Here is a 23,863-nt window from a genome sequence, read left to right on the forward strand (position 1 = left end):
ATCGTATCCATCGTTCCGATGGATACCCAGACCTAAATACACAAACTTCTTGACGCTACCCGTCTGGAACATTCCTCCAATGAAATTGCGTCCAACAGGTGCTCTAATAGCGACCTTCATTCTCTAATCTGCTGACTGTACTTATTTTCAATCACCCGCATGGTAGTTTGTTCTGCCTTACGGAAACTTTCACCCAATTTGGAGATTGTAAAAGAAAAATTGCTCTGCTATAATTCAATTATTCAGTAAATTTATTAACTAAAATAGGTAGTGATGACATGGCCACTATAAAAGATATTGCCGAGCAAGCCAAGGTGTCCGCTGCGACGGTATCCCGCGTTCTGAACAACGACGCAACGCTCTCGGTCAGCGATGAGACACGGGAACGAATCTTCAGCATTGCGGAAGAAATTCAATATAAGCCGACCAGAATTAAGCGGTTGAAAAAAGAAAACGTTTTATCGACAAAGGAAATCGGCTTATTGCTCTGGATGTCTCCGGATGAAGAGAAGGAGGACCCGTATTTTACTTCGGTTCGTCGAGGGATCGAGAAGCGGTGTGAAGAGCTGGGGGTCACGATCGGAAGCGTCATACGCGGCAACAGTGCAGAGCATCTTTCTTTGCAAGATTTAGACGGGTTAATTATTGTGGGTTCCGTTGATTTTGATGATATTGAGCGTGTTTTTGGCCAAAACAACTCGATTATTTTAGTAAATCATTTACTGGATATTCGCAAGTATGATACGGTGAAATTGGATTTTGAGCAAGCGGTTGAGGATGTTCTGAACCACTTGTTTAGGTTGGGCCACACTTCGATTGGTTTTATCGGAGGGCAGGAGTTTCTATACAAACTCGCGCCCGAAAGGAAAGGGCAAGTTGTCGCGGATGCGAGGAGATACCACTTCGAGCGCATGATGCGAGAGAAACAATATTTTGATCCTGAGTTTGTCCATACCGGTGATTGGACGACGGCAAGCGGTTACGAGGCGATGAAGCAAATGCTAAGCAAACCACGCCGTCCGTCAGCCTGTTTCATCGCCAGCGATCCCATGGCCATTGGAGCTCTTCGGGCTCTCCATGAGCATGGCATCAAGGTGCCAGAGGAAATGGCGCTCATCGGTTTTGACGATATAGATGTTTCCGCTTACGTCAACCCGCCTTTGACTACGGTCAAGGTGTATCCCGAGCAAATCGGGAAAACGGCTGTGCAGCTTATTGTGGAGCGACTTGAAGGCCGGGAAGTGCCGATGCATGTGGTGATCGGAACGAGTCTGGTTGTGCGCGAAAGCTGCGGCGGCTAAGAAGCGACCATGTTAGGCTGTTATGCGTATGTTTGCGATAGCCATCGTACTTTCTCGATAAGAACATGTATCAAGCCTACGGGTTTACTTTCAAATTCACAATATTAACGACGATAATCGTTAACGTCATTAGTTTATCCATATGAACGGGTTGGCTTTTAATATTTTAGGGCGTAAAGAATAGGCGGTGCTGTTTCCGTTATATATGGCCGTGATGATCGCAGTCAAAAGCCCGCAGCAAATCGCCGCCTCCGTGCTCGCGTAGCCATCCGAATGGCACTGGAGCAACTTTTCGGAAGCGATCCGGATGACGAACTTTTTTCACGCTTTCCAAAATAGTCTGGTCGTGACGGTATGCACGGTCGTGTTGACGCTGTTGACGAATTCCTTGGTCGCCTATGTGGTTTCCAGAAATATGGATAAAACCTTTTTCAAGGCGCTGTATTATTATTTTGTTAGTGCGCTATTCGTCCCTTTTCCGATCATCATGCTGCCGATTGTGAAGGAAACCTCCAAGCTGGGGATGAACAATCATACGGGGCTGAGCATCCCTGGCGAGCTGGAAGAAGCGGCTACGATGGACGGCGCCTCCGTGTGGGGGACGTTCTGGAAAGTAATTTTTCCGCTCCTTGCACTGCTTTTGCCTCCTATTTAATGGCGTTAATGTCAATGGTGCTGATTTACTTATTCGCGCAGAAATGGGTCATAAGCGGAGTGCTGCGCGGAGCAGTAAAATAAAAAATGATCTGAAAGAGGGAGAGAATCATAATGAACATTCAATTTCATGAGGCCGAGGGTTTGTTCCATCTGCAATCCGCCGATATGAGCTATATCATTCAATTGATTCAAGGCTATCCTGTACACGTCTATTGGGGTAAAAAGCTTCGGCTGGACGGGAACTATTCCGGCACCGTTTCACTGTTGGAAAGATCCTCCTTTAGCCCGAATCCGGTAGTAACGGATAAACGGATTTCACTGGATACGCTGCCCCAGGAATACCCGCAGTATGGGACCAGCGACTTCAGGAATCCGGCTTACCAAGTCCAATTGGCGGACGGAAGCCGCATTACAGAGCTTACTTACAAAAGCCACCGCATTCTGGGCGGTAAGCCGTCGCTTCAAGGTCTGCCCGCTGTCTATACGGAGAGTGCGGAGGAAGCACAGACGCTCGAGTTAGAACTTATCGACGCCTATTCAGGAATGTCCGTCATTCTTTCATATACGGTTTTTGCCCTTTTTAATGCAGTTGCGCGATCGGTCCGCTTTGAAAATAAAGGTGAACAACCGCTGCGCCTGCTCCGGGCGCTGAGCGCAAGCGTCGATTTCCCCGACGCGGACTACGAGCTGCTGCACTTGTCCGGTGCTTGGGTTCGCGAACGCCATATCGAGCGCAGGCCGATTGGCCCCGGGGGAACCCGCATCGAGAGCCGGAGAGGCTCCAGCAGCCACCAGCAAAATCCGTTCGTCGCGCTGCTGCGCCCGAATACGGATGAAGACCAAGGCGAAGTCTACGGCTTCAGCCTGGTGTACAGCGGCAGCTTTCTCGCGGAGGCGGAAGTGGATCAATTCGCGACGGCGCGGGTGTCCATCGGCATCAACTCGTTTGATTTTTCCTGGCTGCTTGAGCCGGGTGAAGTATTTCAGACACCGGAGGTGGTGATGGTCTACTCGTCCGAAGGGCTCGGCGGGATGTCGCGAACGTATCATAAGCTGTATCGTACCCGTTTGTGCAGAGGCGTACACCGTGATCAAGAGCGTCCGATTCTGGTAAACAACTGGGAAGCGACCTATTTTCAGTTCAATGCGGAGAAAATCGAGAGCATTGCCGCTGTCGCCGCCGATTTGGGCATCGAACTTTTCGTGCTGGATGACGGCTGGTTCGGTCGAAGAGACAGCGATACGAGCTCTCTCGGCGATTGGGTCGTCGACAAGAATAAGCTGCCCGGCGGCTTAGAGAATTTGGCGGAGCGGGTGAATAAGCTTGGTTTGCAGTTCGGTCTATGGGTGGAACCGGAGATGATTTCGCCGGACAGCGATCTCTACCGCCAGCATCCGGATTGGTGTCTGCATGTACCGGGAAGAAGGCGTACGGAGGGGCGCAGTCAGTTGATTCTGGACTTTTCGAGAGCGGACGTCAGAGAGCACATCTATCAGGCGCTCCGTACAGTTTTCTCTTCCGCACCGATTACTTATGTGAAATGGGATATGAACCGTAACATGACGGAAATCGGCTCGGCTGCAAGTTCGTCTGAGCGCCAAATGGAGACGGCACACCGCTACATGCTCGGGCTGTATGAGCTTATGGAACGCCTGACTTCCGAGTTTCCACATATTTTGTTTGAAAGCTGTTCGGGCGGCGGCGGCAGATTCGATCCGGGCATGCTCTATTACATGCCGCAGACGTGGACGAGCGACGATACCGATGCAATGGAACGGCTGAAAATCCAGTACGGAACCAGCATCGTATATCCGGTCAGCTCAATGGGGGCGCACGTATCGGCTGTGCCGAATCATCAAGTCGGGCGCCATACACCGCTGACGACGCGGGGCGATGTGGCGATGTCCGGGAATTTCGGCTATGAGCTCGACCTCACGGAGATGTCTGACGAGGAGAAGGAGATTGTAAAACAGCAAGTTGTGCTGTACAAAGACATTCGCAAGCTTGTCCAGACCGGAGATATGTACCGGCTGAAAAGCCCGTTCCAAGGCAACGAGACGTCCTGGATGTTCGTGTCCGAGGATCGGAAGGAAGCGATCGTGTTCCATTTTCAAGTGTTGGCTGTACCGAATGCGCCTTTAAGTCGCCTGAAATTGAAAGGGCTGGATCCGCAAATGAATTACTCCGTTAATGGTGTAGAAGGTCCGTTCGGCGGCGATCGTCTGATGCAGATCGGTTTGCAACTGCAGGCCCAGCATCAGGATTATTCGAGTTGTTGGTTCCAGTTGAACGCACATAAATAGAAAAGAAAATCGTCTTTCTCTGGCCCGTTATGCTGGACGAAAGGCGATTTTTCTCAATTTTATAGAAAGCATAAGGTTTCAGGGGAGGACCTGTGGTCCAACTTTCTAAGCGGGTTCGACGATATGGGACGCTGATCGAACCTGGAACGATGTTATTCAGCGTTAGAGACGTAAAAGTAAATACGAAACGAGTGAATAGCGATGTTTTCCATCGTTACAGTTTTGAACTGGGGAGATGCCATACCTAATTTCCAACTAGGTCGCAAATGGATGGGTTTACACGCAAATGGACCGTCAGGGAAGACCCTGGCGGTCCAGTCTTCAAGTGAACCAACTGTACATATATTGACTATCCTCGTAGGCCCCAGCCTGTTTTACGACACGCAGCGGCCGGAAGGTATCAATCATGACCGCAAGTTCGAGCGTTTCCTTTTTCCCGATGCTGGCCTCGATTTTACCGGGATGAGGTCCGTGCGGAATACCTGCCGGATGCAAGGTGATGGAGCCTTCCTTCACCCCTTTACGGCTCATGAAATTCCCTCTAACGTAATAAAGCACCTCATCACTGTCTACATTGCTATGGTAATAAGGCGCAGGAATCGATTCCGGGTGGTAATCATACATACGCGGAACGAACGAGCAGATAACGAAGTTGTTGCCCTCGAACGTTTGATGAATCGGCGGCGGCATGTGGATCCGGCCTGTAATGGGCTCGAAATCGGCAATATTGAAAATCCATGGGTACAAGAACCCGTCCCAGCCGACTACATCGAGCGGATGATGACCGAGCATATGCGAATGCAAGTATCCACGCGATTTCGTTCTGACCTCGAACTCTCCTTGTTCCACATGGGTAACAAGCGTTTCCGGACCGCGAATATCCCTTTCGCAATAAGGGCTGTGCTCGAGCAGCTGTCCATGTTGGTTCCGATAGCGTTTGGGCGTAATAATCCAGCTGTCGGTTTCCACGACTAAAAATTTGGACGCTCCCTCATCGGGCACAACCCGGTAAATCGTGCTGATCGGGATGACGATATAATCGCCGGGCTTGTAGGAGAGCGTTCCGAACATCGTCTCCACCGTACCCGTTCCTTCATGAACGAACAGCAGCTCGTCGCCATCGCCGTTGCGGTAATGGTACGTCATTGCTTCCGTGCAGTTAACGATGGCGATCAACAGATCCTCGTTGCCGAGCATATAGCGCCTTCCGGAGACGGCATCGCCTTGATCCGTGCAGTCGCTTGTGAACAGATGGCGATGACGGAGAGCGCCTTGTTCTTCGAACTCGATGCTGCAGCGGGCATATACTTCCGCTTTGCTGACAGCCGTAGGCGGATTATGGTGATATAAAATGGATTGATTGCCCGAAAATCCTTTCGTCCCCATCACCTGTTCGCGGTATAGAGAACCGTCTCCTTTGCGGAACATCGTATGCCTTTTTCGGGGTATTTCCCCCAACTGGCGGTAATAAGTCACGGTAAACAGCCTCCTTCGAGTTTGCCGAGAAAGCAGGGTCCATTACAGGCTTCAGCAGATTTTCTCCGATCACTGTTGTCGCTGAGCCTTCCATTTCCATTTCCCTTTCTCGACACTCTGTCCTTCCTTCATTCGCGGACTTTGTTGCGCAGAACGCCCAAACCCGTAATCTCCAGTTCTACTACGTCATCCGGCTCCAGCCAGCGGTGAACTTCCGTTCCAAGCTCCAGAATGCAGCCTGTACCTACCGTTCCCGAACCAATGACGTCCCCCGGAAATAACGTAGCATCTTCGGAGGCTCTGGCGATCATATCGGCAAAGCTGTAATAAATGGTGCGAAAATTACCCTGTGACAGGAGCTTGCCGTTCACGCGAGCGGTCATCACCAGATCGAAGCGGTCAGCATCTGTGCGGTAGCATTCCAATTCGTCCTTGGTGACGAGATAAGGGCCGAGCGACGTCGCAAAATCTTTTCCCTTGGCCGGGCCAAGCCCGACCTTCACTTCTGCGAGCTGAATATCACGGGCGCTCCAATCGTTCATAATGCAATAACCGAAGATGTAATCCTCCGCCTCATCTACGGAAATGTTGCGGCCAATTTTACCGATGATACACGCTAGTTCCAGTTCATAATCGAGCTGGTTGCACTTGCGCGGGCGCTCTACTTCATAGCCAGGTCCAATGATCGCTTGATAGTTGCTAAAATAAAAAACGGGGAATTCATACCACTCCGGCACGACATCGAGCCCTCGTTTGCTCCGAGCCGTCTTGACATGCTCCTCGAAGGCGTAAAAATCGCGGACGCTCGGCGGTTTCGGAATCGGTGCACACAAAGATACGCCGTCCAAGTCGTACATCGCTTCACCGTATGCAGACAACTCGCCTTCGGTATCGAGTATCTGATCCAATCGCAGCGCCTCGTCTATGAAATCGCCTTGCAAAAAAGCGAGCATATTGTCCGGCAGACCGCCACGGCTAAGAGCATGCATGTCGACGACATAACGATCCTTTATCCAACCGGCGCGTTCATCGCCTCTCTGATTGCGAAACGTGACGAACTTCATGCTTATCCCCGCCTTCCTGTTCTTATCGTCCTTGGCGCTCTGTCTACCGCTTGCGTTCCAGCACGAACGTATCCGAGTTTGCCCTCGTATACATTTGCCCAGCTAACCGCCCGATCGGATCCAACTGATCTGTGTCGATTTTGCCGTCCATGTACAAGTCATCGGCTACATGCATCATGACGACATGGCCAATGACAAGACTGCCAGCTCCCGGCTGATCGCCGAACGTCAACAGCTCGTGCAGCACGCATTCCATATGCACATGACTTTCCCTGACGCGGTACGGCCGCACGATTTCGCTCGCCACTTTGGTCAGTCCCGCCGCTTCAAACTCATCCACATTCGAAGGGTATTCGGTCGCGCACTCATTCATCGGAACGACAATGTGTTCGCTGACTATATTCACGACAAACTCTTTAGTCGCTTCGATATTCTTCAGCGTATCTTTTTTCGCTCCATCCGTTCCTCTAACCATCGGGGCAAAACAAATGAGCAGGGGATCGGCACAAATGCCTGTAAAGAAACTGAAGGGAGCAAGATTCGCATTGCCTTCCGGATCGATCGTGGAGACGAAAGCGATTGGCCTAGGCAGGACAGAACCGGTCAGCAGCTTGTAAGCATCCTTCCAGGCTAATGCGCTGGGGTCTATTTTCAACGAAATCCTCTCCTTTCATAAATTGCCACGGCGCTCTTGCTCGCGTTCGATGGACTCGAACAATGCCTTAAAGTTACCTTCGCCGAAACCTCGGGATCCCTTACGCTGAATAATTTCAAAAAATAACGTCGGTCTGTCGACGATTGGTTTGGTGAATATTTGCAGCAAATAGCCTTCTTCATCGCGATCCACCAAAATACTCAGTTCCTTCAGTTTGGCAATATCCTCGTCAATTTCACCGACGCGATCGGTCAGCATCTCATAATACGCATCCGGCGTATTCAAGAAATCGATACCGTTCTCGCGAAGCGCTTTGACCGTAGTCACGATATCGTTAGTCAGCAGCGCAATGTGCTGTACGCCCGCGCCGTTATAATAATCCAGGTATTCCTGAATCTGTGATTTGCGTCTTCCTGTAGCAGGCTCGTTGATGGGGAATTTGATTCTGCCGCCATTGTGCATGACTTTGGACATAAGCGCCGAATACTCCGTGCTAATATCTTCGTCATCGAAATGGATCATCTGCTTAAAGCCCATGACGTTCTCATAATAAGACACCCATTCTTCCATATGCTCCACATTGCCGACGACATGATCGACGCTGATAAGTCCAGTCGCTTGGTGCGGGATATTCAGTTCGATAGCCCGGAACCCCGGGAAAAATGCTCCGCTGTAGGCGTTTCTTTCTATAAGCGTATGAACGGTATCGCCGTAAGTGCCGATAATTGCTTTTTTTACAGTGCCATGCTCATCGGAAAATTCCGCAGGACCCATGATGCCGATGCCGCCACGCTCAATCGCCCCTTTGTAAGCCTTTTCAACATCGTCTACCCGAAGTGCTATATCTTTCACCCCGTCACCATGTTTCTTGATAAAATCAGCAATCGGATGGCGGTCGGAAAGCGAACCTGTGATGACGAAACGAGCTTTATTTTGTTCCAGCACATAAGAAACCTTCTCGCGATCTCCCGTTTCCAAACCTGCGTAAGCAATAGGGCGGAATCCGAAAGATTTGGAGAAAAAATGCATCGTTTGTTTCGCGTTTCCTACATAAAATTCAACATAGTCAATATCTTGGATGGGGAAAATATCCGGCAAATCGGTTGCTTGAATCGCTTGTTTTTGCATCGGGCTTCACTCCTAAAATAGGGATCTTTGGGCAGGGCTCAAAATCTCTCCTTGTTGGTGTTAAATTTTATCCAGCTACAGTATATGTTTGCTTCCAAATTTATGCAAAAACGCGCGCAACCGCGAGAATACTTTAACGCAACACTGCCAGAGCGCAAAATGCTTAAATAATTACAGATGAGAGGGAGGATATCCAGGATTCGCGTCAAAAGAAATAGAATCAGACTGGAGATGAGAAGAATGCAGCTCAAACCATGCAACGATCCGGCCGCGAAGCAGTTATTTGAAGTGATTCTCAAACTGCAAAATATCGAGGAGTGCTTCGCGTTCTTTGAAGACTTATGCACGGCCAAAGAAATTGAATCGCTGTCCCAGCGGCTGCTAGTCGCCAAAATGCTGCAGGGCGGCAGCACCTATTTGGAAATCGACGCGGAGACCGGCGCAAGTACGGCCATTATTTCGCGAGTAAAACGATGCCTCTATCACGGAAACGGCAGCTACACGGAGATGCTGAATCGGGTGGGGCGCTATGAATAACTCTAACAGTGCTGCTTTTGAAGCAGGGGCATCCTTGAGCCGTTCCCGCCGATTATGGATTGCGATGGTTCTCGGCTCGCTGGCCGCTTTCGGTCCGCTCTCGCTAGACATGTACTTGCCGGCTCTGCCAGTCCTTGCCCATGATCTGCACACCACGACCTCTCTGGCGCAGATGAGTCTGACCGCCTGCATGCTGGGCCTATCTCTCGGCCAGCTTATTGCCGGATCGATCAGCGATGTACGCGGACGCCGAATGCCGCTGCTGACCGGACTCGTCATCTACGCGTTGTCCTCGATCCTCTGCGTGTTCTCGTCCTCGATCTGGATGTTCCTTGGCTTGCGCTTCATTCAAGGACTCGCCGGCGCGGCGGGCATTGTAATCTCACGAGCGATCGTCCGCGACCTGTATTCGGGTGTGGAGCTGACTAAATTCTTCGCGCTCTTGATGCTGGTGAACGGCGCGGCTCCGATTCTAGCTCCTATCGTAGGCGGACAAATCTTACAGGTAACGACTTGGCACAGCGTATTCGTCGTGTTAAGTCTGATCGGCGTCATCATGCTGATCGCCGTGGCGCTCGGACTCAAGGAGACGCTGCCTGTGCAGCGCCGCCTTAAAGGCGGACTGGGCAATACGCTGAGGACTTTTCGAGGTCTGCTTACAGACCGCATGTTTATGGGCTATGCCCTAACGCAAGGGCTTGTCTTCGCTGCGATGTTCGCGTACATTTCCGGATCGCCGTTCGTGCTGCAGGACATTTTCGGTGTATCGCCGCAGATGTACAGCGTTTGCTTTGCCGTTAACGGCATTGGCATTATCGTCGCGAGCCAAATCGCCGGAAGGCTGGCAGGTAAAGTGAGCGAGCGCCGCATTCTCGTCACGGGTCTCGCCACAGCCGCTTTCGGAGGGCTTCTGCTTCTAGCTGCTACGCTTGCAGGTGCCGGTCTCTATGCGATCCTGCCGGCCTTTTTCTTCATCGTATCCAGTGTGGGGCTCGTCTCCACGGCTACATCATCGCTGGCCCTGCAAAGTCAGGGAAAATCGGCGGGCAGCGCAGCGGCTTTATTGGGATTGCTTTCATTTATCGTGGGAGGCATTGTTGCTCCGCTTGTCGGCCTCGGTGGCAGCCAAACCGCCGTCCCGCTCGGTATCATCATTGCCTTGATGGAAACTGGAGCCATTATCTGCTTCGCCCGGATGACCCGCGGTCGCAAAGCGGATTAAGGAAACATTTATGTGGCGTTAAGTTGGCCTTCAAAGTTTTTTCACAAATGATATCTATACTAATCAGTGTAAAGACAAATTAACGATAAAGGTGGAATTACACGATGAAGGCCATTCACAAAAAAGTTCTAACAGGCGCCATGGCAGCGAGTTTACTGATCGGTGGCGGATTCGTTCTACAGCACAATCAGGCATTTGCTGACGATACGAGCACAGCGACACCGGCACCTACTACAGATGTACATAAAGATAAAGTTCACAAAGGCTTTGAAAAAGATTTCAAAAAAGGCAGCTTCGAATTTGGTAAAGGCGGCTTGGATTTGGCGGCAATTCTGGGCATCGATCAAGCTACTCTGAAGGATGAGCTTAAGCAAGGCAAAACGCTCGCTCAAATTGCCCAGGAAAAAGCCAACCTGACGGAAGATGCGCTGTTGCAGAAGCTGACCGATGCCGAAACCAAAAAGATCGATGAAGCGCTCGCCGCAGGCAAAATCACACAAGCTCAAGCGGATAAGCAGAAGTCCGGTTTGGCGGACCGTTTGAAAAAAATGGTCGAGGCTAAGCATGAAGCTGGTGAAAACCAAAGAAAACCGCAGCATCGGATGGGGTTCCCGGCACAGGGACTATGGGGCAATAACGAAGCATTAACGAAGATTCTGGGCATCACCAAAGAGGAGTTGGCCACACAGCTAAAAGCGGGCAAATCCATCGCGGAGATTGCGCAAGAGAAGGGTATTACGGAAGATCAGCTGATCGCCCAATTGAAAGATAACATGACGGATGGATTGAAGAAATTCGTTGAGCGCAAAGGCAGCGCGCACCAAGGCGGTTCAAAGCCGAGCGCGAAGGCGGATACGAACTCAACGACGACACCTGCACCGTCTACAACGCCATAAAAAGCAAAGAGGTTGTCCCGACAAGTCTATGCAGACTGAAGGGCAACCTCTTTTTTTAAGCAAGCAGTTTTTCATACAGTAAAACATTAAAACCGTCTATAACCGCCGGGCCCTGTTGGACATACTCGTTCTTTTCGAAAAGCTTTTGAGCCCCGTATTGGTTTTCCTTCCGCGATAATCTTCAATCCTCCCATGGCAGACACGACGCCATTATCGTCAATGCCTACAAGGAATTCCCTGCCAGAACGAGCTGGGCCTATTAATAGAGGATCCTCCATAAATAAAAGGTGGCATAAGCCTCCCAGCCTGCCCAATGTACAGCGAGCTGCCGTATAGCTTCCATGGATGGCTTGTCCGTGAGCTCCATCGCATGTTTGAGCGCATTATGGAGTCCGACGTCGGCGATCGGGAAAGCTGCGGGATCGCGCAAACAGCGCATCAGCACATAGTTAGCGGTCCAAGGGCCGATGCCTCGAATGCTTACTAATTCTTTTTCCATCGCCTGGAGGTCATGCTGGGCAAGTAACTTCTCCTTCGTAAGCGTACCTTTTGCAATCAATTGGGCAACGCCAATTAAATATTCCGCTTTTTTTCCTGTAAATTGCAAAGCCGTCAAGGCATCCGGGGTCAGCTCCGCAATCCGCTCGGGTGTAGGGAATGCCCAATAAGTCTGACCTTCCCATTCCAACCGGGTGCCGAAGGCTTCGACAAGGCGTCTTTTCAACGTATAAGCAAAAATAAGATTAATCTGCTGTCCGATAATTCCCCAGCTCATCGCTTCGAAAAAATCCGGAATGCCCATAAGGCGCAGTCCGTAGAAGTTCTGCGTCACTTGGCTCAGTAGGCGATCGTTCGCTGCGAGCTCATAGAATGGGGCCAGGTCTCTGCCCAGATCGAACCACTCCCACACATAACGGGCCACAGCATCAAGCAAGGCAAAATCCGGATTTTGCTCGGCGATATTCACAAAACGAATACGCAACAACTGGTTATCCTCACTGTTGACAGCAATTAGCACGTCTTTATCCACAATCCGCAGCAGCTTATAGATGTCTAAGTTATCCACATGGAATAGGCATTCGTTGGTGGAGCGAGAGAGATAGACTAGATTTTGCTCATAGCTGAAGGGCTCGGGCAGTTGCAAAGTGAGGCAGCGCGTTTGCTCGTTCCATTGGATCGTAGATGGGTCGAAAGGGGTTTGATGCTGCATGGTTGGTCTCCTTATTCTATTATTTCGACTGCTGTTTCAAAGACGCTTTTCTTCAATCATTATGGCTGAAATGGTCTTTCGTATTCTTGCTTTCTCATTCCCGATCTCTTACAAGTGCGTTCCGGTTTGGGTATACTGAGTGTGTGGAAAGATGACGGTTTGAAAGAAAGGGGATCAGAGCATGAACGGCGAGTATTGGAAAGCCATTGTCGAAAATGATACCACGTATGACGGCAAGTTTTTTTATGCGGTGAAAACGACAGGGATCTTCTGTCGGCCCTCGTGTAAATCCAAGCTGCCGAACAAAGAGCATGTTCGCATCTTCGCGAATAAACAGGAGGCGTTATCTGCCAGCTATCGGCCTTGCAAAAGGTGTCGGCCAGACGGTGTGAGATTGCCTGACGAAGAATGGGTGCAGCAAATCGCACAGTATATCGAAGAGAATTTCGCAGAGCCGCTGACGCTTGCGGTTCTTGCCGATCATTTTTATGCAAGTGTCTATCATCTCCAGCGGACGTTCAAACGTTTGAAGGGATTTACGCCGCTAACGTATCTCCAGCATATACGAATCTCCGCCGCCAAGAGTCTTCTGCTTGAAACGGACTTGGCGATGAATGCCATCGCGATACAGGTGGGGATACCCAATGCGGCCCATTTCGCAACGTTATTTTTGAAGAAAACCGGTCTTACACCGACGGAATTCCGTCATGCACACCATCAAACAGATCGGATACGATAACCATAACCGAGGAGGGATCTACGATGCAAACCAAATCGCATTCTCATATTTATTGGGCTGTTATCCATATAGATATGTGGAACTTGCTCACAGCGGCAACAGACAGGGGACTATGCTATTTACAATTCATGAACAGCGCTCCAGCCAAGTATATGGAGGATGAGTCATGGTCAGAATTGTTGAAATGGGCGCGAACGTATGCGCCTGAGTATGATTTAATAGAAAATAACGAGTTTCTTCGGCCTTACACCGAACAAGTTAAGGAGTATATGAACGGTCAGCGGTCCATATTCACGCTTCCCCTGGATATGAGAGGCACGCCGTTTCAAATGGCGGTTTGGCAGGAGCTGCAAAATATTCCTCATGGCGATACGAGCAATTATTCGCAAATTGCCCATAAGCTGGACAAAATCAAAGCCGTGCGTGCAGTAGGTACTGCTATCGGTGCGAACCCGGTGCTCATTGTCGTTCCGTGTCACCGTGTATTGGGGAAAAATGGTTCACTAACGGGTTATAGAGGCGGATTGCAAAATAAAGAAAGCTTGTTGTTGCTGGAAAAAAGCAACGCCGGTCAGCGTCCGGGCACGGCTCGAATCTAGGCGTCGAAGGAGATGGATATCGTGCAGCCACAAATAACGAGGAAGTCAGCCAAACAGCTCCTAAATAAGGCCAGCGGCTTTCTTCAAGGCTACACGCATACGTTAAATCCTTATACAGGCTGTGCCTTTGCGTGCTCCTATTGCTATGTGAGACAGATGCCTGTGGCGCTGTTTCATGATGGGGCATGGGGCGGCTGGGTAGATGTGAAAGAAAATGCAGCTGCCCTGCTGGAGAGTGAGCTGATCAAAGCGAAGCGCAAAGGGCCGGTGACCATCTTCATGTCATCGAGCACGGATCCTTACCAACCTGCGGAGTACGCGGAGCGGATTACCCGCTCGCTTCTGGAAGTCATGGCGGTGCATCCGCCTGACTTTTTGTTCGTTCAGACGCGCAGTCCGCTTGTGACGCGCGATATGGATCTGCTTGAGCTGCTCGGACCGCAGGTGCGAGTCAGCATGACGGTGGAGACGGACCGCGAGGACGTCCGCCGGGCGTTCACCCCGAGCGCGCCGCCGATACCGGCGCGGCTTCGGGCCCTGCGCGAGCTTACCGCTCGCGGCATCCCGGTGCAGGCCACGATTGCGCCCGTGCTGCCCTGCTCGGAGCAGTTCGCCGAGCGGCTGGCCGGCATCGTGGATCGGGTGTGCATCGACGATTATTTCATGGGCGATGGCAGCAAGGGCAAGCGCACGGAACGCATCGGCGTGCGCTCGATCTATGACGCGCTCGGGCTGACCGACTGGTACAGTCGGGAGGCGTACTTGCGCATGCGCGAACAGCTCCTGCGGCATTTTCCGCAGGAGAGGGTGCTCGTGAGCCAGCAAGGGTTCTTGCCTTGATGGCCCACGATTATGCGATGGCGCTCCGGACTATCCCATCCGGAGCGCCTTTGAGTTTTATGCGGGGTATCATGAGCGTTACCCCGTACACGCATCATTCAGCGATCTTACCCAGGTTTTAACGCTGAAAAACAGTGTTAAACCAGCATTCGTCCGTGCCGCAGAGACTTTAACGCTGAAAAACATGCTTAACTCCCGTATACGCGACCATTCAGCGATCTTACCCCGGTTTAACGCTGAAAATCAGCGTTAAACCAGCATTCGTCCGTACCCCAGAGACTTTAACGCTGAAAAACATGCTTAACTCCCGTATATGCGACCATTCAGCGATCTTTCCCCCGGTTAACGCTGAAAAACAGTGTTAAACCAGCATTCGTCCTTACCGCGGAGACTTTAACACTAAAAACAATGTTAAAGTTTGCGAAATGGATTGTTTAAGACTCTCATCTTTGAAACACCTCGAATGAGGTTCTCGCGGTTATGAAAGCCTTGCTACGCAATGCTTGCCTTTTCTCGCTCACCAGCACTTGCCTGGTCTTCCCAACTACCTCGTTCCCAACTACCTCGCGCCCATCTACCTTGCTTCACGCCGCCTACCAATATCCAGCCTGCTCACTTACTTTCCAGGCTCACCAACCCTTGCCCAACCTTCCCTGCCCCCGAACCCATTCGTTAGTCAATCCGCCTGTGCAAGCACCGGCTTCAAGCTTGTCTGACTCCGCATGCGCTGCTTGAACTCCTTGGGTGAGCACTGGTTGTGGCGCTTGAATAGCTTGTAGAACTGTGCCATGTTCAGGATGCCCACTTCAAAGCTTACTTCCATAATGCTGAGGTCTCCGGTCAGAAGGAGGCGCTCGGCTTTTTTGATGCGCTTGTAATTCACGTAATCGACGAAGGACAGGCCCATCACTTTTTTGAAATATTTGATGAAATAGTGATAGCTCAGGTTCAGTTTGCTGCACACATCCTCGACCGCAATTTTGTCGCTGAGGTGAAGATCTACGTAATCTAATGCCGGACGCAGCCGGGATAGCCCGTTTTCTTCGGTTAATGCCGATAAATCGCGGTTGTCGTTGCGCAACATGAGCAGAAGCAAGCTCTTGATTGCTGCACTAATTGCCAGCTCGTACCCTAACTTCCGCGTTTGGGACTCCTCGTAGATGTCCATGATCAGGTCGTAAGCAGCTCGTTTGACCGACTCGTTGCCGCGAAACAGCTCATTAAATTGCTCGAGCGGATGGGTCAGTTCCGAGAAGCAATGTAGATAAGACATCGTCCCCAGGTCAAAATGCTGCGTCAAATCAATTTGGAACACAATCTGCCGAAGCGGTTCGATCGAGTGCTTATGGGTGCGGTGAGGCTGGGAGGAGCCTAGAACCATGACATCGCCGGGTTCCATTACGGTGTATTCATCCTTGGTTTGAATGCCAAGGCGGCCCTCAATCACCGCGAGAAACTCGACTTGCTTATGATAATGCCAATACCAGGGATCATGAATGCCGCATGTGGGGCTGTCGATACTGATCTCCCATATTTTCAAAAAAAGCAGCGGATTTTGATAAATTACTTCTTCATTAACCATTTCTGCGGATAAATTGTGTATCTGATCCATAGAAGCGTTTACCTCGCTAACGGAAAGGACATTTTTGAATAAGCGATATCTGCAATTGAGTAAGACTTATTAAGATTTAGTATACCACTCTTGAGATTGGAAGGACACTTTTGAATAAGAAGTGGGCAGGATCATGCATTTATTTTCGGATAGGGAGTAACTATACTCGAAAGTATGAACGAATACGTTATCATGGAGGGAAATAATATGAGTCAGAAGCTTAGAGTTACCGTATGGAATGAGTTCCGTCATGAAAAAGAAAGCGAAATTGTCCGCGCTGCTTATCCGCAAGGTATCCACACAGCAATCGGTGAAGGATTGAGCGCTGCCGTAGACGTTACTTACGCGACATTGGATGACGCTGAGCACGGTTTAACCGAAGAGGTATTGAATAATACCGATGTACTCATCTGGTGGGGGCATAAAGCGCACGACGAGGTGCAGGATGAAATCGTGACTCGCGTTCAACAACGCGTATTGCATGGCATGGGTCTTATCGTGCTGCACTCCGGACACTTCTCCAAAGTGTTCAAGAAGCTGATGGGCACGTCTTGCGACCTCAAATGGCGCGAAGCCGACGAGAAAGAACGCATCTGGGTCGTATCTCCGGGTCACCCGATCGTGGAAGGCATCGGCGAATTTATCGAGTTGGAAGCTGAAGAAATGTACGGCGAACACTTCGACATTCCGCAGCCGGATGAACTGATCATGGTGAGCTGGTTCGAAGGCGGCGAAGTTTTCCGCAGCGGCTGCACATTCACCCGCGGACAAGGCAAAATCTTCTACTTCCGCCCAGGACACGAGACGTACCGCACCTACTACAACGAGCAAGTCCGCCGCGTAATCAGTAATGCTGTACATTGGGCAGCTCCAACCACACGCGAATATCCGAAATACGGCAACCATAAGCCGCTGGAAGAGATTAAAGCGAAGGTTAAGGCCTAGGCCTATAAAGCTAGCGATGGTTAATTTGTGACCCGGAAAAATTGCATTTCTGTAAAGTCCGTTTTGGGCGTTACAGCGGGCGCTTTTGCTAAACCTGGCCTGTAGTGGTCAAAAAGGCCGCAACGGCTAGATTTCACCAGCTTAGAGCACGGTTTCTTATGCTGTAAAGCCCGTTTTGACCGTTATTGATCCCTCGTGGTCTGGATAAATATCTGTAAGGCCCAAACAGGCCTTACAAAATAAAAAGTGGTTGAACACCGATAGATCGAGATCGATTATCGTGTTCAACCACTTTTTTCGTTCGGCTAGGCGATCGCTTCTTTCCGTTCCTCAGTCCGATCCTCGGCATGCACGGTTCCCGCCGGCTCCAGATAAAAGGCAACGCCGTCGCTCTCATTCACGGCGCATACATTCATCCCGTGATGCTCCGCGATTTGCTTCACGATGGCTAGTCCAAGTCCGAATTGACCGTCCCCGCCGGAACGAAACGGCTCAAAAAGGCTTTCAGCCATCGTTTCATCCAGCAAAGGGCCGTCATTGCTGATGCGCAAAACAGGGAGAGAGCTTTCTGTTTCACTTGGCTTAGCGGAAATCCGAATTGTACTTGTCGCATAGCGAAGCTGGTTATCGAACAAATTCTCCATCGCCACTTTCCACTGCTCAGCATCGCCTTTTAGCTGGATATGAGGCGACAGCTCCATCTCCCATCCAATCTCTGGCCGTCGATATCGCAATCTTTCTACGGCATCCTCGATGACCGTATTCAAGTCAAATGGTACAAACGGCTTCTCCCGGGAAGTCAAATAGTTCAGCTTATTGAGCAGCAGCAAATCGCGAATTCGTTTTTCAAGCCGCTCGCTTTCATTCATGATCACATGGACGCTTTCGCTCAAATTGCCTTTAGGAAATACGCCGTCCAGTATGGATTGCGCATAACTGCGAATAACCATGACCGGTGTTTTGAGCTCGTGCGACGTGTGCTGAAGGAAAAATTGCTGGGCGCGATCCTGCCGCACCAACCGCTGCCTCATCGATTCAATCGCTTTGGCTAACCGACCGATTTCGTCTTTTCGACCTGTTTCTAGCGGTTCGTGCCAGTCCCGTTCGGCAAGCTTGCCTACATGGCGTTCCATCTGGACAAGGGGTCGGGTAAAATAACGCGCCAGACCCAGACACGGGAGCCAGCTCACTACGATCAGCCCAACCATGAGCAGCATAAGTCTTAAAAACATCGTCTTAACAAGATCATTGCGATAATTGCCCCAGGCATAGGAAACGATATAGTTCGGCTCGTTCTGTACGACTTCTTTACGGATGACATAGAAGATGCTTTTGTTTTCGATACTGCGTGTATACTTCTTTAGTGGAACCGCCTGCGTAAAAGCATCCTGCTCCATAGCCTGTACGAAAGGTTCGCTAATTTGCGCAGCCGATACGGTTGTTGCGGATTGCGCAGTGCCGCTAATCATAAAATGTTGAATCGCAGGCCCTTCCGGCGCGCTGATCCGGGTTGTAATGGACATGGGCGACAGATTGGCAGGATCGGGAACCGTTCCCATGATCATATCTTTGGAAATGACACTGATACGCTTCGCAGGCGTCGATATTAATGCACTAGACATTGAAGTGGGGGAAACAGGCATCGTTATGCGGAGGGACGGAACGGCTAGCGAACTATCTTCCACTTGAAGTCCGCTTTGCGTATCCAGCAAGATATCATAGATCTGCTCTGTAAAAAAGCCTTTCAGCGTCCAAGGCAGCAGAACAGCCAGCAGCGCAAATATAAACAAAGTCAAAGCGGCAAAAGCGCCCCATAGTTTGAGCGCAAGCGGCCAATGTCCGATCCGGTTCCTCATGCTTTCACCATCCTGTATCCGAAACCATATACGGTTTCTAATCGCAGTTCGGGCAACTTGCGGCGAAGCCTGCGCACCAGGTCGTCGACAACGCGGTCCGATCCGTAATAATCCATGCCCCAAACAGCAGCAAGTACTTGTTCACGCTCCAGGATTTGTCCATGATGGTTGACCAAAAAAACAAGCAGCTCGAATTCTTTGCTCGTTAACTCCAGCTTTTCTCCACCGCCATCCGTAACGATTCGAGCTTGTTCATCGATGAGGTAGGGGGCTGCGGACAGTTTGGTGCGACGTTCTTGGAAAGTGGCAATTGCAGAAGCGCCGCCATATACGCGATCTAGTAGTTTGCGTGCCCGTATGACAAGCTCGCGCGGCAAAAAAGGCTTGGCCAAATAATCGTCGCTGCCAAGCTCCAGCCCAATGATGCGATCGATGTCGGCATCGCGTGCGGAAATGAAAATAACCGGCTGCGCAGGCCGATCTGCCTTGATCTCGCGCATCAACTGGTAGCCGTCCACCCCGGGGAGCATAATGTCGAGGACCCACAAGTCCGGCCGCTCCGTAATCGCAGTCTGTGCCGAGGTTCCATCGGGAAACGAACGCACTTGCCACCCCTCTTTTTCCAAATAAGCAGCGAGAACGCCGCGAAGATGCTCCTCATCTTCCACTAAGTAAATCCGATACATGAAGCTTTCCTCCTGTTTGACCTGCGATAGGGAAAAGGCGGAGCGATCCGCGTTTTTTTTGCGAATGGGCTCCACCTGTGAATTTTATTGCTCAGCCGCAGGTGATGTTGATTCTGCTGGTTGTGCCGGTTGCTTTGCAGCTTCGTCTTTTAAATCTTTGACTGCTTTACGAAGAGCTTCGGTTTCGTTTTTGTAGTCCTTCAGCAGCTCAGGCAGTAAGCTCCGAATTGTTGCTGCATCGTCCGTTTCCACAGCTTCAGCTAACTTTTGTTGACGTTTGAAAGATTCGGGTAGTTCAGCTTTTATTATATCATCCGAAACTTTAATTGCGTCAGATTGGGTAACCTCACCGATTTGTTGATCCGTACCGATTTGAGTTCCGGGCTTTGGCAGTACGATACGGTACATTCTGCGTTCTGTTGTACTAGTCTCAGAGCCGGAATCGACGCTCTTGTCGATCTCTGCCTTTTTCATAATTACAACCTTATTGGGGAATTGGGGGTGGGGCATTTCACTTTCGAGCTGTTTCCGCTCATCCAGCGCTTGCTTCCAGGCATCGACTGTCTCGGGAGCGTATGTACTCGCCAACAGTTTGAAATAATTCCTCTGCAAAGCAGGCAATAAATTCGAGCTCGCTACACCTAAGGTGATTGCCGGTGTTAACTTGACGGCTGGTTGTGCAATCGTTGAAGTGATCTGCGCTTCTAGATTCGCATTGCTTTCGGCTGCAGATGCACCTCCTGCACTGCCAATGGACATAGTGAGCATGGCGGCTAACAGGCTAGTTTGTTTTAAACGGCGTTTCCATTGTGGTTTCATGTTTAAAAAACTCCTTTCGATTTATGTAAGTTAGGGAAGGTGTATCCCTTACATCCTTACTGTACCGAAAGATTATGGACATCCTGTCGTAACATTATGGGAAATTATGTGTTTACTGGTTCCATATAAAGATCAATGCCCGATTGATCAAATAGACCAAAGCAAATGTAACGGCCAGTGACTGCCTGCCGGATACATAAAGAGCAGCAGTTGCACTTGCGAAAATAACGAGCTCGATAAGCAGGCGATAAGGCTCGGCAATGGCAATGGAAGCTTTAGGAGCGACGAACATGCCCCAGAGAACCGCCGCGATCAATGGGGCGCCGATGCCTAATGCGCTCTTTACGATCATACCTTTGCCAACGTGAAATCCCCAATAACCAAGAGCGGCTAACATACATAGTTCCAAAACAAACCGTAACCCTAAGTTGGCCATTTTCATTATTATCATAAATGTACACTCCTTTGATTTATATAAAAACTAATTATATTAGTATAATAACTAATTAATGTAGTTTGCGCAATCCCATTTTTCCGGAAAAAATAAAAAACCTATTCAAGCAGTTACAATTTTCGCTGCATGATTAGGCTTTTTTCATAGGTTCGGAGTATTTGTTTTCTTTTTCTTGGCGTAAAACTCGGCCGCTTTATGACGGTTTCCGCAAACTTCCATCCTACACCAACGTCTTTTGCCACTTTTGGACGTATCGACGAAATGCAGGATACATTCTTCGTGCTCGCATTTGCGGATTCGATCGGGGGAGTAGACGTCAAACGTATCGGCGATAGATCGAATGATCAAATACAACATATGATCAATATCGCTGATTCCCTCATAGGCAAGGGTGAGCTTCCCTTCTGAAAGTACGGCTGTAGTCCGTATGGACAAGCTCTCCGTTTGTTCATTTAATTTCATCAAAACAGAGGCGGACAATTCGTTGTCCTTTTCTAGATCGGCAAGAATCTCCTCGCAGATTTCACGAAAAGACTTTAGTTCTGCACAAGCTTCACGCAGGACATCATCAGTATTAGAACCCAATAAGGTCCCGGATCCACGGATTAACTGATTGATATGAAGCCATTGCAGGGCTGATTCAGGGTCGTCTAAAACGTCATGTACTTCCTTATTGTGCCGGAACCGGGTATTGACCAAGTTCAACCATGCACTTCCGCCTAAAAGGAAAGGAGGACCGTCCATTGTTGATCAGCTCCTGATTTTTATGGGATAGAGAATTATGTTTAAAGTGTAAAGCTTTCCTTGGTGTTTAACAATATCAGTTTTACTCGATCTTGTGCAGCGGCAGCGGCATGTAATCGTTCAAATAGATCCGGTGTCTGGCGGTAAATAGGTGGATGATGAATAACCCCATAGTGGATCGGAATCCAGGCGGCTGCACCGAGAATTACCGCGGCAGATGCGGCTTGCTCAGGATTCATGGAAATTGGTTGTCCGCTAGGCGTCATCCCTGGCAATTCGAGGACCGCACCGTTGACTGGGAGGCATACCGCATCCAAAGGACCATATGTCTTAGCGATTTTCCACCAGTAGCCATGCCAGAGAGTGTCGCCGCAATGGATCATTTTTTTGTCTCCGCCCTGCACGATCCAAGCAACTTGAGGATCCCCCATACCATCAACAGAGTAGGTTGCCGTAGCCGTAAGAGCCCCCACTTGGACCGATTCGCCAAGGACGATGCCTCGAACGTTTGTTAATTTTCCGCTACCCGCAATCTCTAGTGATTCCAAAGGCATAAACACGGGGATATCCGAACCATAGAACATCGCGATAGCCTCTGGATCAAAGTGATCTCCATGATGGTGAGTAATCAGCACGGCATCGACGGAGCCAAAATCACTTAGCGGCAACATCGGTTCATGCGGCTCACCAAACTTGCTGGGAAAATGAAACAGCGGATCGATGGCGATGCTAGTCGTTTCGAATTGTACGCGAATACCAGCCCAAGGCAGCTTTTGAATGTTCATGGATATCATCCCTCTCTTATTTATAACCTTTAAAATCAATATTGATGGTTATAAAATGATTATAAGTCATATGGTATAACTTGTAAATAAGTTTTTAAAGGTTATAAAAACAAAGAGACCCACAGCACAGGGGCTATGGGTCTTAATTCAAATCATATTTTAAAGGGGGTCGAGTTTTATTATAGGCTTGTTTCATTAAATCCGTGTAAAATCTATGTTTCATTCTCATTACAATTTTCCTGGAGATGGAGTATAACTCACTGCTCGGTTTAAATGTTGCTAGATTTGGGCATTCTTTTACTAGAGTTGATAGATTCTAGTGAAGAGGTGCGATTTTTTATGCAAAAGTTCTGGCTCTTATCGATAATTTGGATTTCCATTGCAAGTATTATATTTGGATGGGTTCGTCATGTCGATGCACGGGGCGAGCAAGATGCGCCGCGACTTTTAACTAGTATCAAGCCTTACATGTCGAGTGAATATCAGATCACTTTGAAATATACAGGATATTATGGCACGTGCGATGGAACTGAGGACAAGCTTTTGCAAGTTGGAAAGAGTCTTTCCCAATCATTTGGACTTCCTCAGGCTATAGCATTGAGCGTAACTAACTCACATCCTATATATAATGAAAAAGCAGAGGTTGCGACAGATACGAACGTAACATTAACTGTTGCAAGTCCGCAGGGACAATCTGCTTGCTATATGGTATTGCGAACGAATGCTACTCAGGGTTCGGATGTGGCCGAATTGATCCAATGGCAAGAAGAAAAGGGAAAGCAGCTTGCTGATTTAGGAATTAAAGGTGAATGGAATGTCATGGTGCAAGGCTATGTAACTTCGGAAACGCTGCCCGATTCAAAAAGCATCAATAAATTAGTGGATTCTATTATGCAAGTATATAGAGGCAAAATTGTGGAAAGCTATACCGATACCAATACGGTAAGTGTGTCCATTGCTACTGACCAATTCAAGGCTTCTATTAGAAGCGGCAGTCAAACCGTAAATCTGCAACTTGCCTTTCATAAGGAATCAACAACAGGGATGTGGCGCATAACCGCGGGCACTCCGATTATTACAATTGAATATTGAACAATCAAAACAGTTGGAATTATAGAACATTTTCAAAAGGGTTGAAATTGTTTTCGGATCATGGTACATTATCTTTCGTTGTTCCGAACGAGTACAAGATCGCTAAGAAATACGATTTGCATTCAATCAGCAACGTATGTTACGATGTGAACTCGACAGTAAGACGACAAAAAATGGCAAGAAAAAAGTGCTTGCAATTGATGTCGAAACTGTGGTACATTGTAACTCCGGTCGCGAGAGCG

Annotated in this window: 23 protein-coding genes and 1 pseudogene; 12 read left to right on the forward strand and 12 right to left on the reverse strand. The window is 49.4% G+C overall.

Features of this window, described 5'->3' with window-relative positions; all coding sequences use genetic code 11:
* Positions 1–278: 278 nt before the first annotated feature.
* From ACFQZT_RS32740 to ACFQZT_RS32750, 3 genes and pseudogenes are all read left to right on the forward strand, one after another.
* Entirely contained in the window at positions 279–1,301 is a 1,023-nt protein-coding gene (locus tag ACFQZT_RS32740) for a LacI family DNA-binding transcriptional regulator (RefSeq protein WP_379307248.1), read from the forward strand.
* A gap of 187 nt (positions 1,302–1,488) precedes the next feature.
* A pseudogene (locus ACFQZT_RS32745) lies at positions 1,489–2,039 on the forward strand (ABC transporter permease family protein).
* Positions 2,040–2,069: 30 nt separating this feature from the next.
* Positions 2,070–4,262, forward strand: coding sequence for an alpha-galactosidase (locus tag ACFQZT_RS32750; protein ID WP_379307250.1), 2,193 nt, complete (start codon positions 2,070–2,072; stop codon positions 4,260–4,262).
* A gap of 321 nt (positions 4,263–4,583) precedes the next feature.
* On the opposite strand, the gene ACFQZT_RS32755 is transcribed toward ACFQZT_RS32750, so the two are convergent.
* The 4 genes from ACFQZT_RS32755 to hppD all read right to left on the reverse strand — a co-directional run bounded on the left by ACFQZT_RS32755 (position 4,584) and on the right by hppD (position 8,585).
* Positions 4,584–5,690, reverse strand: a complete 1,107-nt coding sequence (locus tag ACFQZT_RS32755; protein WP_379307289.1) for a homogentisate 1,2-dioxygenase — start codon at positions 5,688–5,690, stop codon at positions 4,584–4,586.
* 176 nt (positions 5,691–5,866) lie between these two features.
* Positions 5,867–6,802: a fumarylacetoacetate hydrolase family protein gene (locus ACFQZT_RS32760; RefSeq protein WP_379307252.1), complete on the reverse strand. Its 936-nt coding sequence runs from the start codon at positions 6,800–6,802 to the stop codon at positions 5,867–5,869.
* Between the two features lie 43 nt (positions 6,803–6,845).
* The gene (locus ACFQZT_RS32765) at positions 6,846–7,457 is read right to left on the reverse strand and encodes a flavin reductase family protein (protein ID WP_379307254.1); all 612 of its coding nucleotides are present in this window, start codon (positions 7,455–7,457) and stop codon (positions 6,846–6,848) included.
* Between the two features lie 15 nt (positions 7,458–7,472).
* On the reverse strand, positions 7,473–8,585 hold the full coding sequence (gene hppD / locus ACFQZT_RS32770; protein WP_379307256.1) for a 4-hydroxyphenylpyruvate dioxygenase: 1,113 nt from the start codon (positions 8,583–8,585) through the stop codon (positions 7,473–7,475).
* A gap of 240 nt (positions 8,586–8,825) precedes the next feature.
* On the opposite strand from hppD, the gene ACFQZT_RS32775 reads away from it, so the two are divergent.
* From ACFQZT_RS32775 to ACFQZT_RS32785, 3 genes are all read left to right on the forward strand, one after another.
* On the forward strand, positions 8,826–9,122 hold the full coding sequence (locus tag ACFQZT_RS32775; protein ID WP_379307258.1) for a YerC/YecD family TrpR-related protein: 297 nt from the start codon (positions 8,826–8,828) through the stop codon (positions 9,120–9,122).
* Positions 9,115–10,344 carry a multidrug effflux MFS transporter gene (locus tag ACFQZT_RS32780; protein WP_379307260.1) on the forward strand — a complete coding sequence of 410 codons (1,230 nt, stop codon included), beginning with the start codon at positions 9,115–9,117 and terminating at the stop codon, positions 10,342–10,344. The genes ACFQZT_RS32775 and ACFQZT_RS32780 overlap by 8 nt, the downstream gene beginning before the upstream one ends.
* A 104-nt stretch (positions 10,345–10,448) precedes the next feature.
* On the forward strand, positions 10,449–11,240 hold the full coding sequence (locus ACFQZT_RS32785) for a hypothetical protein (protein WP_379307262.1): 792 nt from the start codon (positions 10,449–10,451) through the stop codon (positions 11,238–11,240).
* Positions 11,241–11,499: 259 nt separating this feature from the next.
* Here the strand turns inward: ACFQZT_RS32785 and ACFQZT_RS32790 are convergent, their stop codons facing one another.
* Positions 11,500–12,450, reverse strand: coding sequence for a DNA-3-methyladenine glycosylase family protein (locus tag ACFQZT_RS32790; protein ID WP_379307264.1), 951 nt, complete (start codon positions 12,448–12,450; stop codon positions 11,500–11,502).
* 181 nt (positions 12,451–12,631) lie between these two features.
* Here ACFQZT_RS32790 and ACFQZT_RS32795 point away from each other — a divergent pair, with 181 nt between their 5' ends.
* Genes ACFQZT_RS32795 through ACFQZT_RS32805 form a run of 3 tightly spaced genes read left to right on the forward strand, consistent with a single transcriptional unit; the run spans position 12,632 to position 14,628 of the window.
* Positions 12,632–13,189, forward strand: a complete 558-nt coding sequence (locus ACFQZT_RS32795; RefSeq protein WP_379307265.1) for a bifunctional transcriptional activator/DNA repair enzyme AdaA — start codon at positions 12,632–12,634, stop codon at positions 13,187–13,189.
* 23 nt (positions 13,190–13,212) lie between these two features.
* Positions 13,213–13,788: a methylated-DNA--[protein]-cysteine S-methyltransferase gene (locus ACFQZT_RS32800; RefSeq protein ID WP_379307267.1), complete on the forward strand. Its 576-nt coding sequence runs from the start codon at positions 13,213–13,215 to the stop codon at positions 13,786–13,788.
* Between the two features lie 21 nt (positions 13,789–13,809).
* Entirely contained in the window at positions 13,810–14,628 is an 819-nt protein-coding gene (locus tag ACFQZT_RS32805) for an SPL family radical SAM protein (RefSeq protein ID WP_379307291.1), read from the forward strand.
* A gap of 676 nt (positions 14,629–15,304) precedes the next feature.
* On the opposite strand, the gene ACFQZT_RS32810 is transcribed toward ACFQZT_RS32805, so the two are convergent.
* Positions 15,305–16,240, reverse strand: coding sequence for a helix-turn-helix domain-containing protein (locus ACFQZT_RS32810; RefSeq protein WP_379307269.1), 936 nt, complete (start codon positions 16,238–16,240; stop codon positions 15,305–15,307).
* A gap of 207 nt (positions 16,241–16,447) precedes the next feature.
* Here ACFQZT_RS32810 and ACFQZT_RS32815 point away from each other — a divergent pair, with 207 nt between their 5' ends.
* Positions 16,448–17,185: a ThuA domain-containing protein gene (locus ACFQZT_RS32815; protein WP_379307271.1), complete on the forward strand. Its 738-nt coding sequence runs from the start codon at positions 16,448–16,450 to the stop codon at positions 17,183–17,185.
* 305 nt (positions 17,186–17,490) lie between these two features.
* Here the strand turns inward: ACFQZT_RS32815 and ACFQZT_RS32820 are convergent, their stop codons facing one another.
* The 6 genes from ACFQZT_RS32820 to ACFQZT_RS32845 all read right to left on the reverse strand — a co-directional run bounded on the left by ACFQZT_RS32820 (position 17,491) and on the right by ACFQZT_RS32845 (position 22,529).
* Entirely contained in the window at positions 17,491–19,041 is a 1,551-nt protein-coding gene (locus ACFQZT_RS32820) for a sensor histidine kinase (protein ID WP_379307273.1), read from the reverse strand.
* Positions 19,038–19,727, reverse strand: coding sequence for a response regulator transcription factor (locus ACFQZT_RS32825; RefSeq protein ID WP_379307275.1), 690 nt, complete (start codon positions 19,725–19,727; stop codon positions 19,038–19,040). The genes ACFQZT_RS32820 and ACFQZT_RS32825 overlap by 4 nt, the downstream gene beginning before the upstream one ends.
* An 84-nt stretch (positions 19,728–19,811) precedes the next feature.
* Positions 19,812–20,546: a hypothetical protein gene (locus tag ACFQZT_RS32830; protein WP_379307277.1), complete on the reverse strand. Its 735-nt coding sequence runs from the start codon at positions 20,544–20,546 to the stop codon at positions 19,812–19,814.
* A 112-nt stretch (positions 20,547–20,658) separates the two neighbouring features.
* A complete protein-coding gene (locus tag ACFQZT_RS32835; RefSeq protein ID WP_379307279.1) occupies positions 20,659–20,997 on the reverse strand; it encodes a YrdB family protein in 339 nt (112 codons plus the stop codon).
* A 144-nt stretch (positions 20,998–21,141) separates the two neighbouring features.
* On the reverse strand, positions 21,142–21,744 hold the full coding sequence (locus ACFQZT_RS32840) for a CGNR zinc finger domain-containing protein (RefSeq protein ID WP_379307281.1): 603 nt from the start codon (positions 21,742–21,744) through the stop codon (positions 21,142–21,144).
* Positions 21,745–21,785: 41 nt separating this feature from the next.
* Positions 21,786–22,529, reverse strand: coding sequence for an MBL fold metallo-hydrolase (locus ACFQZT_RS32845; protein WP_379307283.1), 744 nt, complete (start codon positions 22,527–22,529; stop codon positions 21,786–21,788).
* A 339-nt stretch (positions 22,530–22,868) separates the two neighbouring features.
* Between ACFQZT_RS32845 and ACFQZT_RS32850 the strand changes: the two genes are divergently transcribed.
* Together ACFQZT_RS32850 and ACFQZT_RS32855 are read left to right on the forward strand one after the other, a co-directional pair.
* Positions 22,869–23,621: a YwmB family TATA-box binding protein gene (locus ACFQZT_RS32850; protein WP_379307285.1), complete on the forward strand. Its 753-nt coding sequence runs from the start codon at positions 22,869–22,871 to the stop codon at positions 23,619–23,621.
* 47 nt (positions 23,622–23,668) lie between these two features.
* Positions 23,669–23,863 (forward strand): hypothetical protein (locus tag ACFQZT_RS32855; protein ID WP_379307287.1); only part of this gene is annotated, 195 nt, incomplete at its 3' end.

The organism is Paenibacillus sp. GCM10027628, assembly GCF_042676385.1.
In the GTDB taxonomy this organism is placed as follows: Bacteria; Bacillota; Bacilli; order Paenibacillales; family NBRC-103111; genus Paenibacillus_E.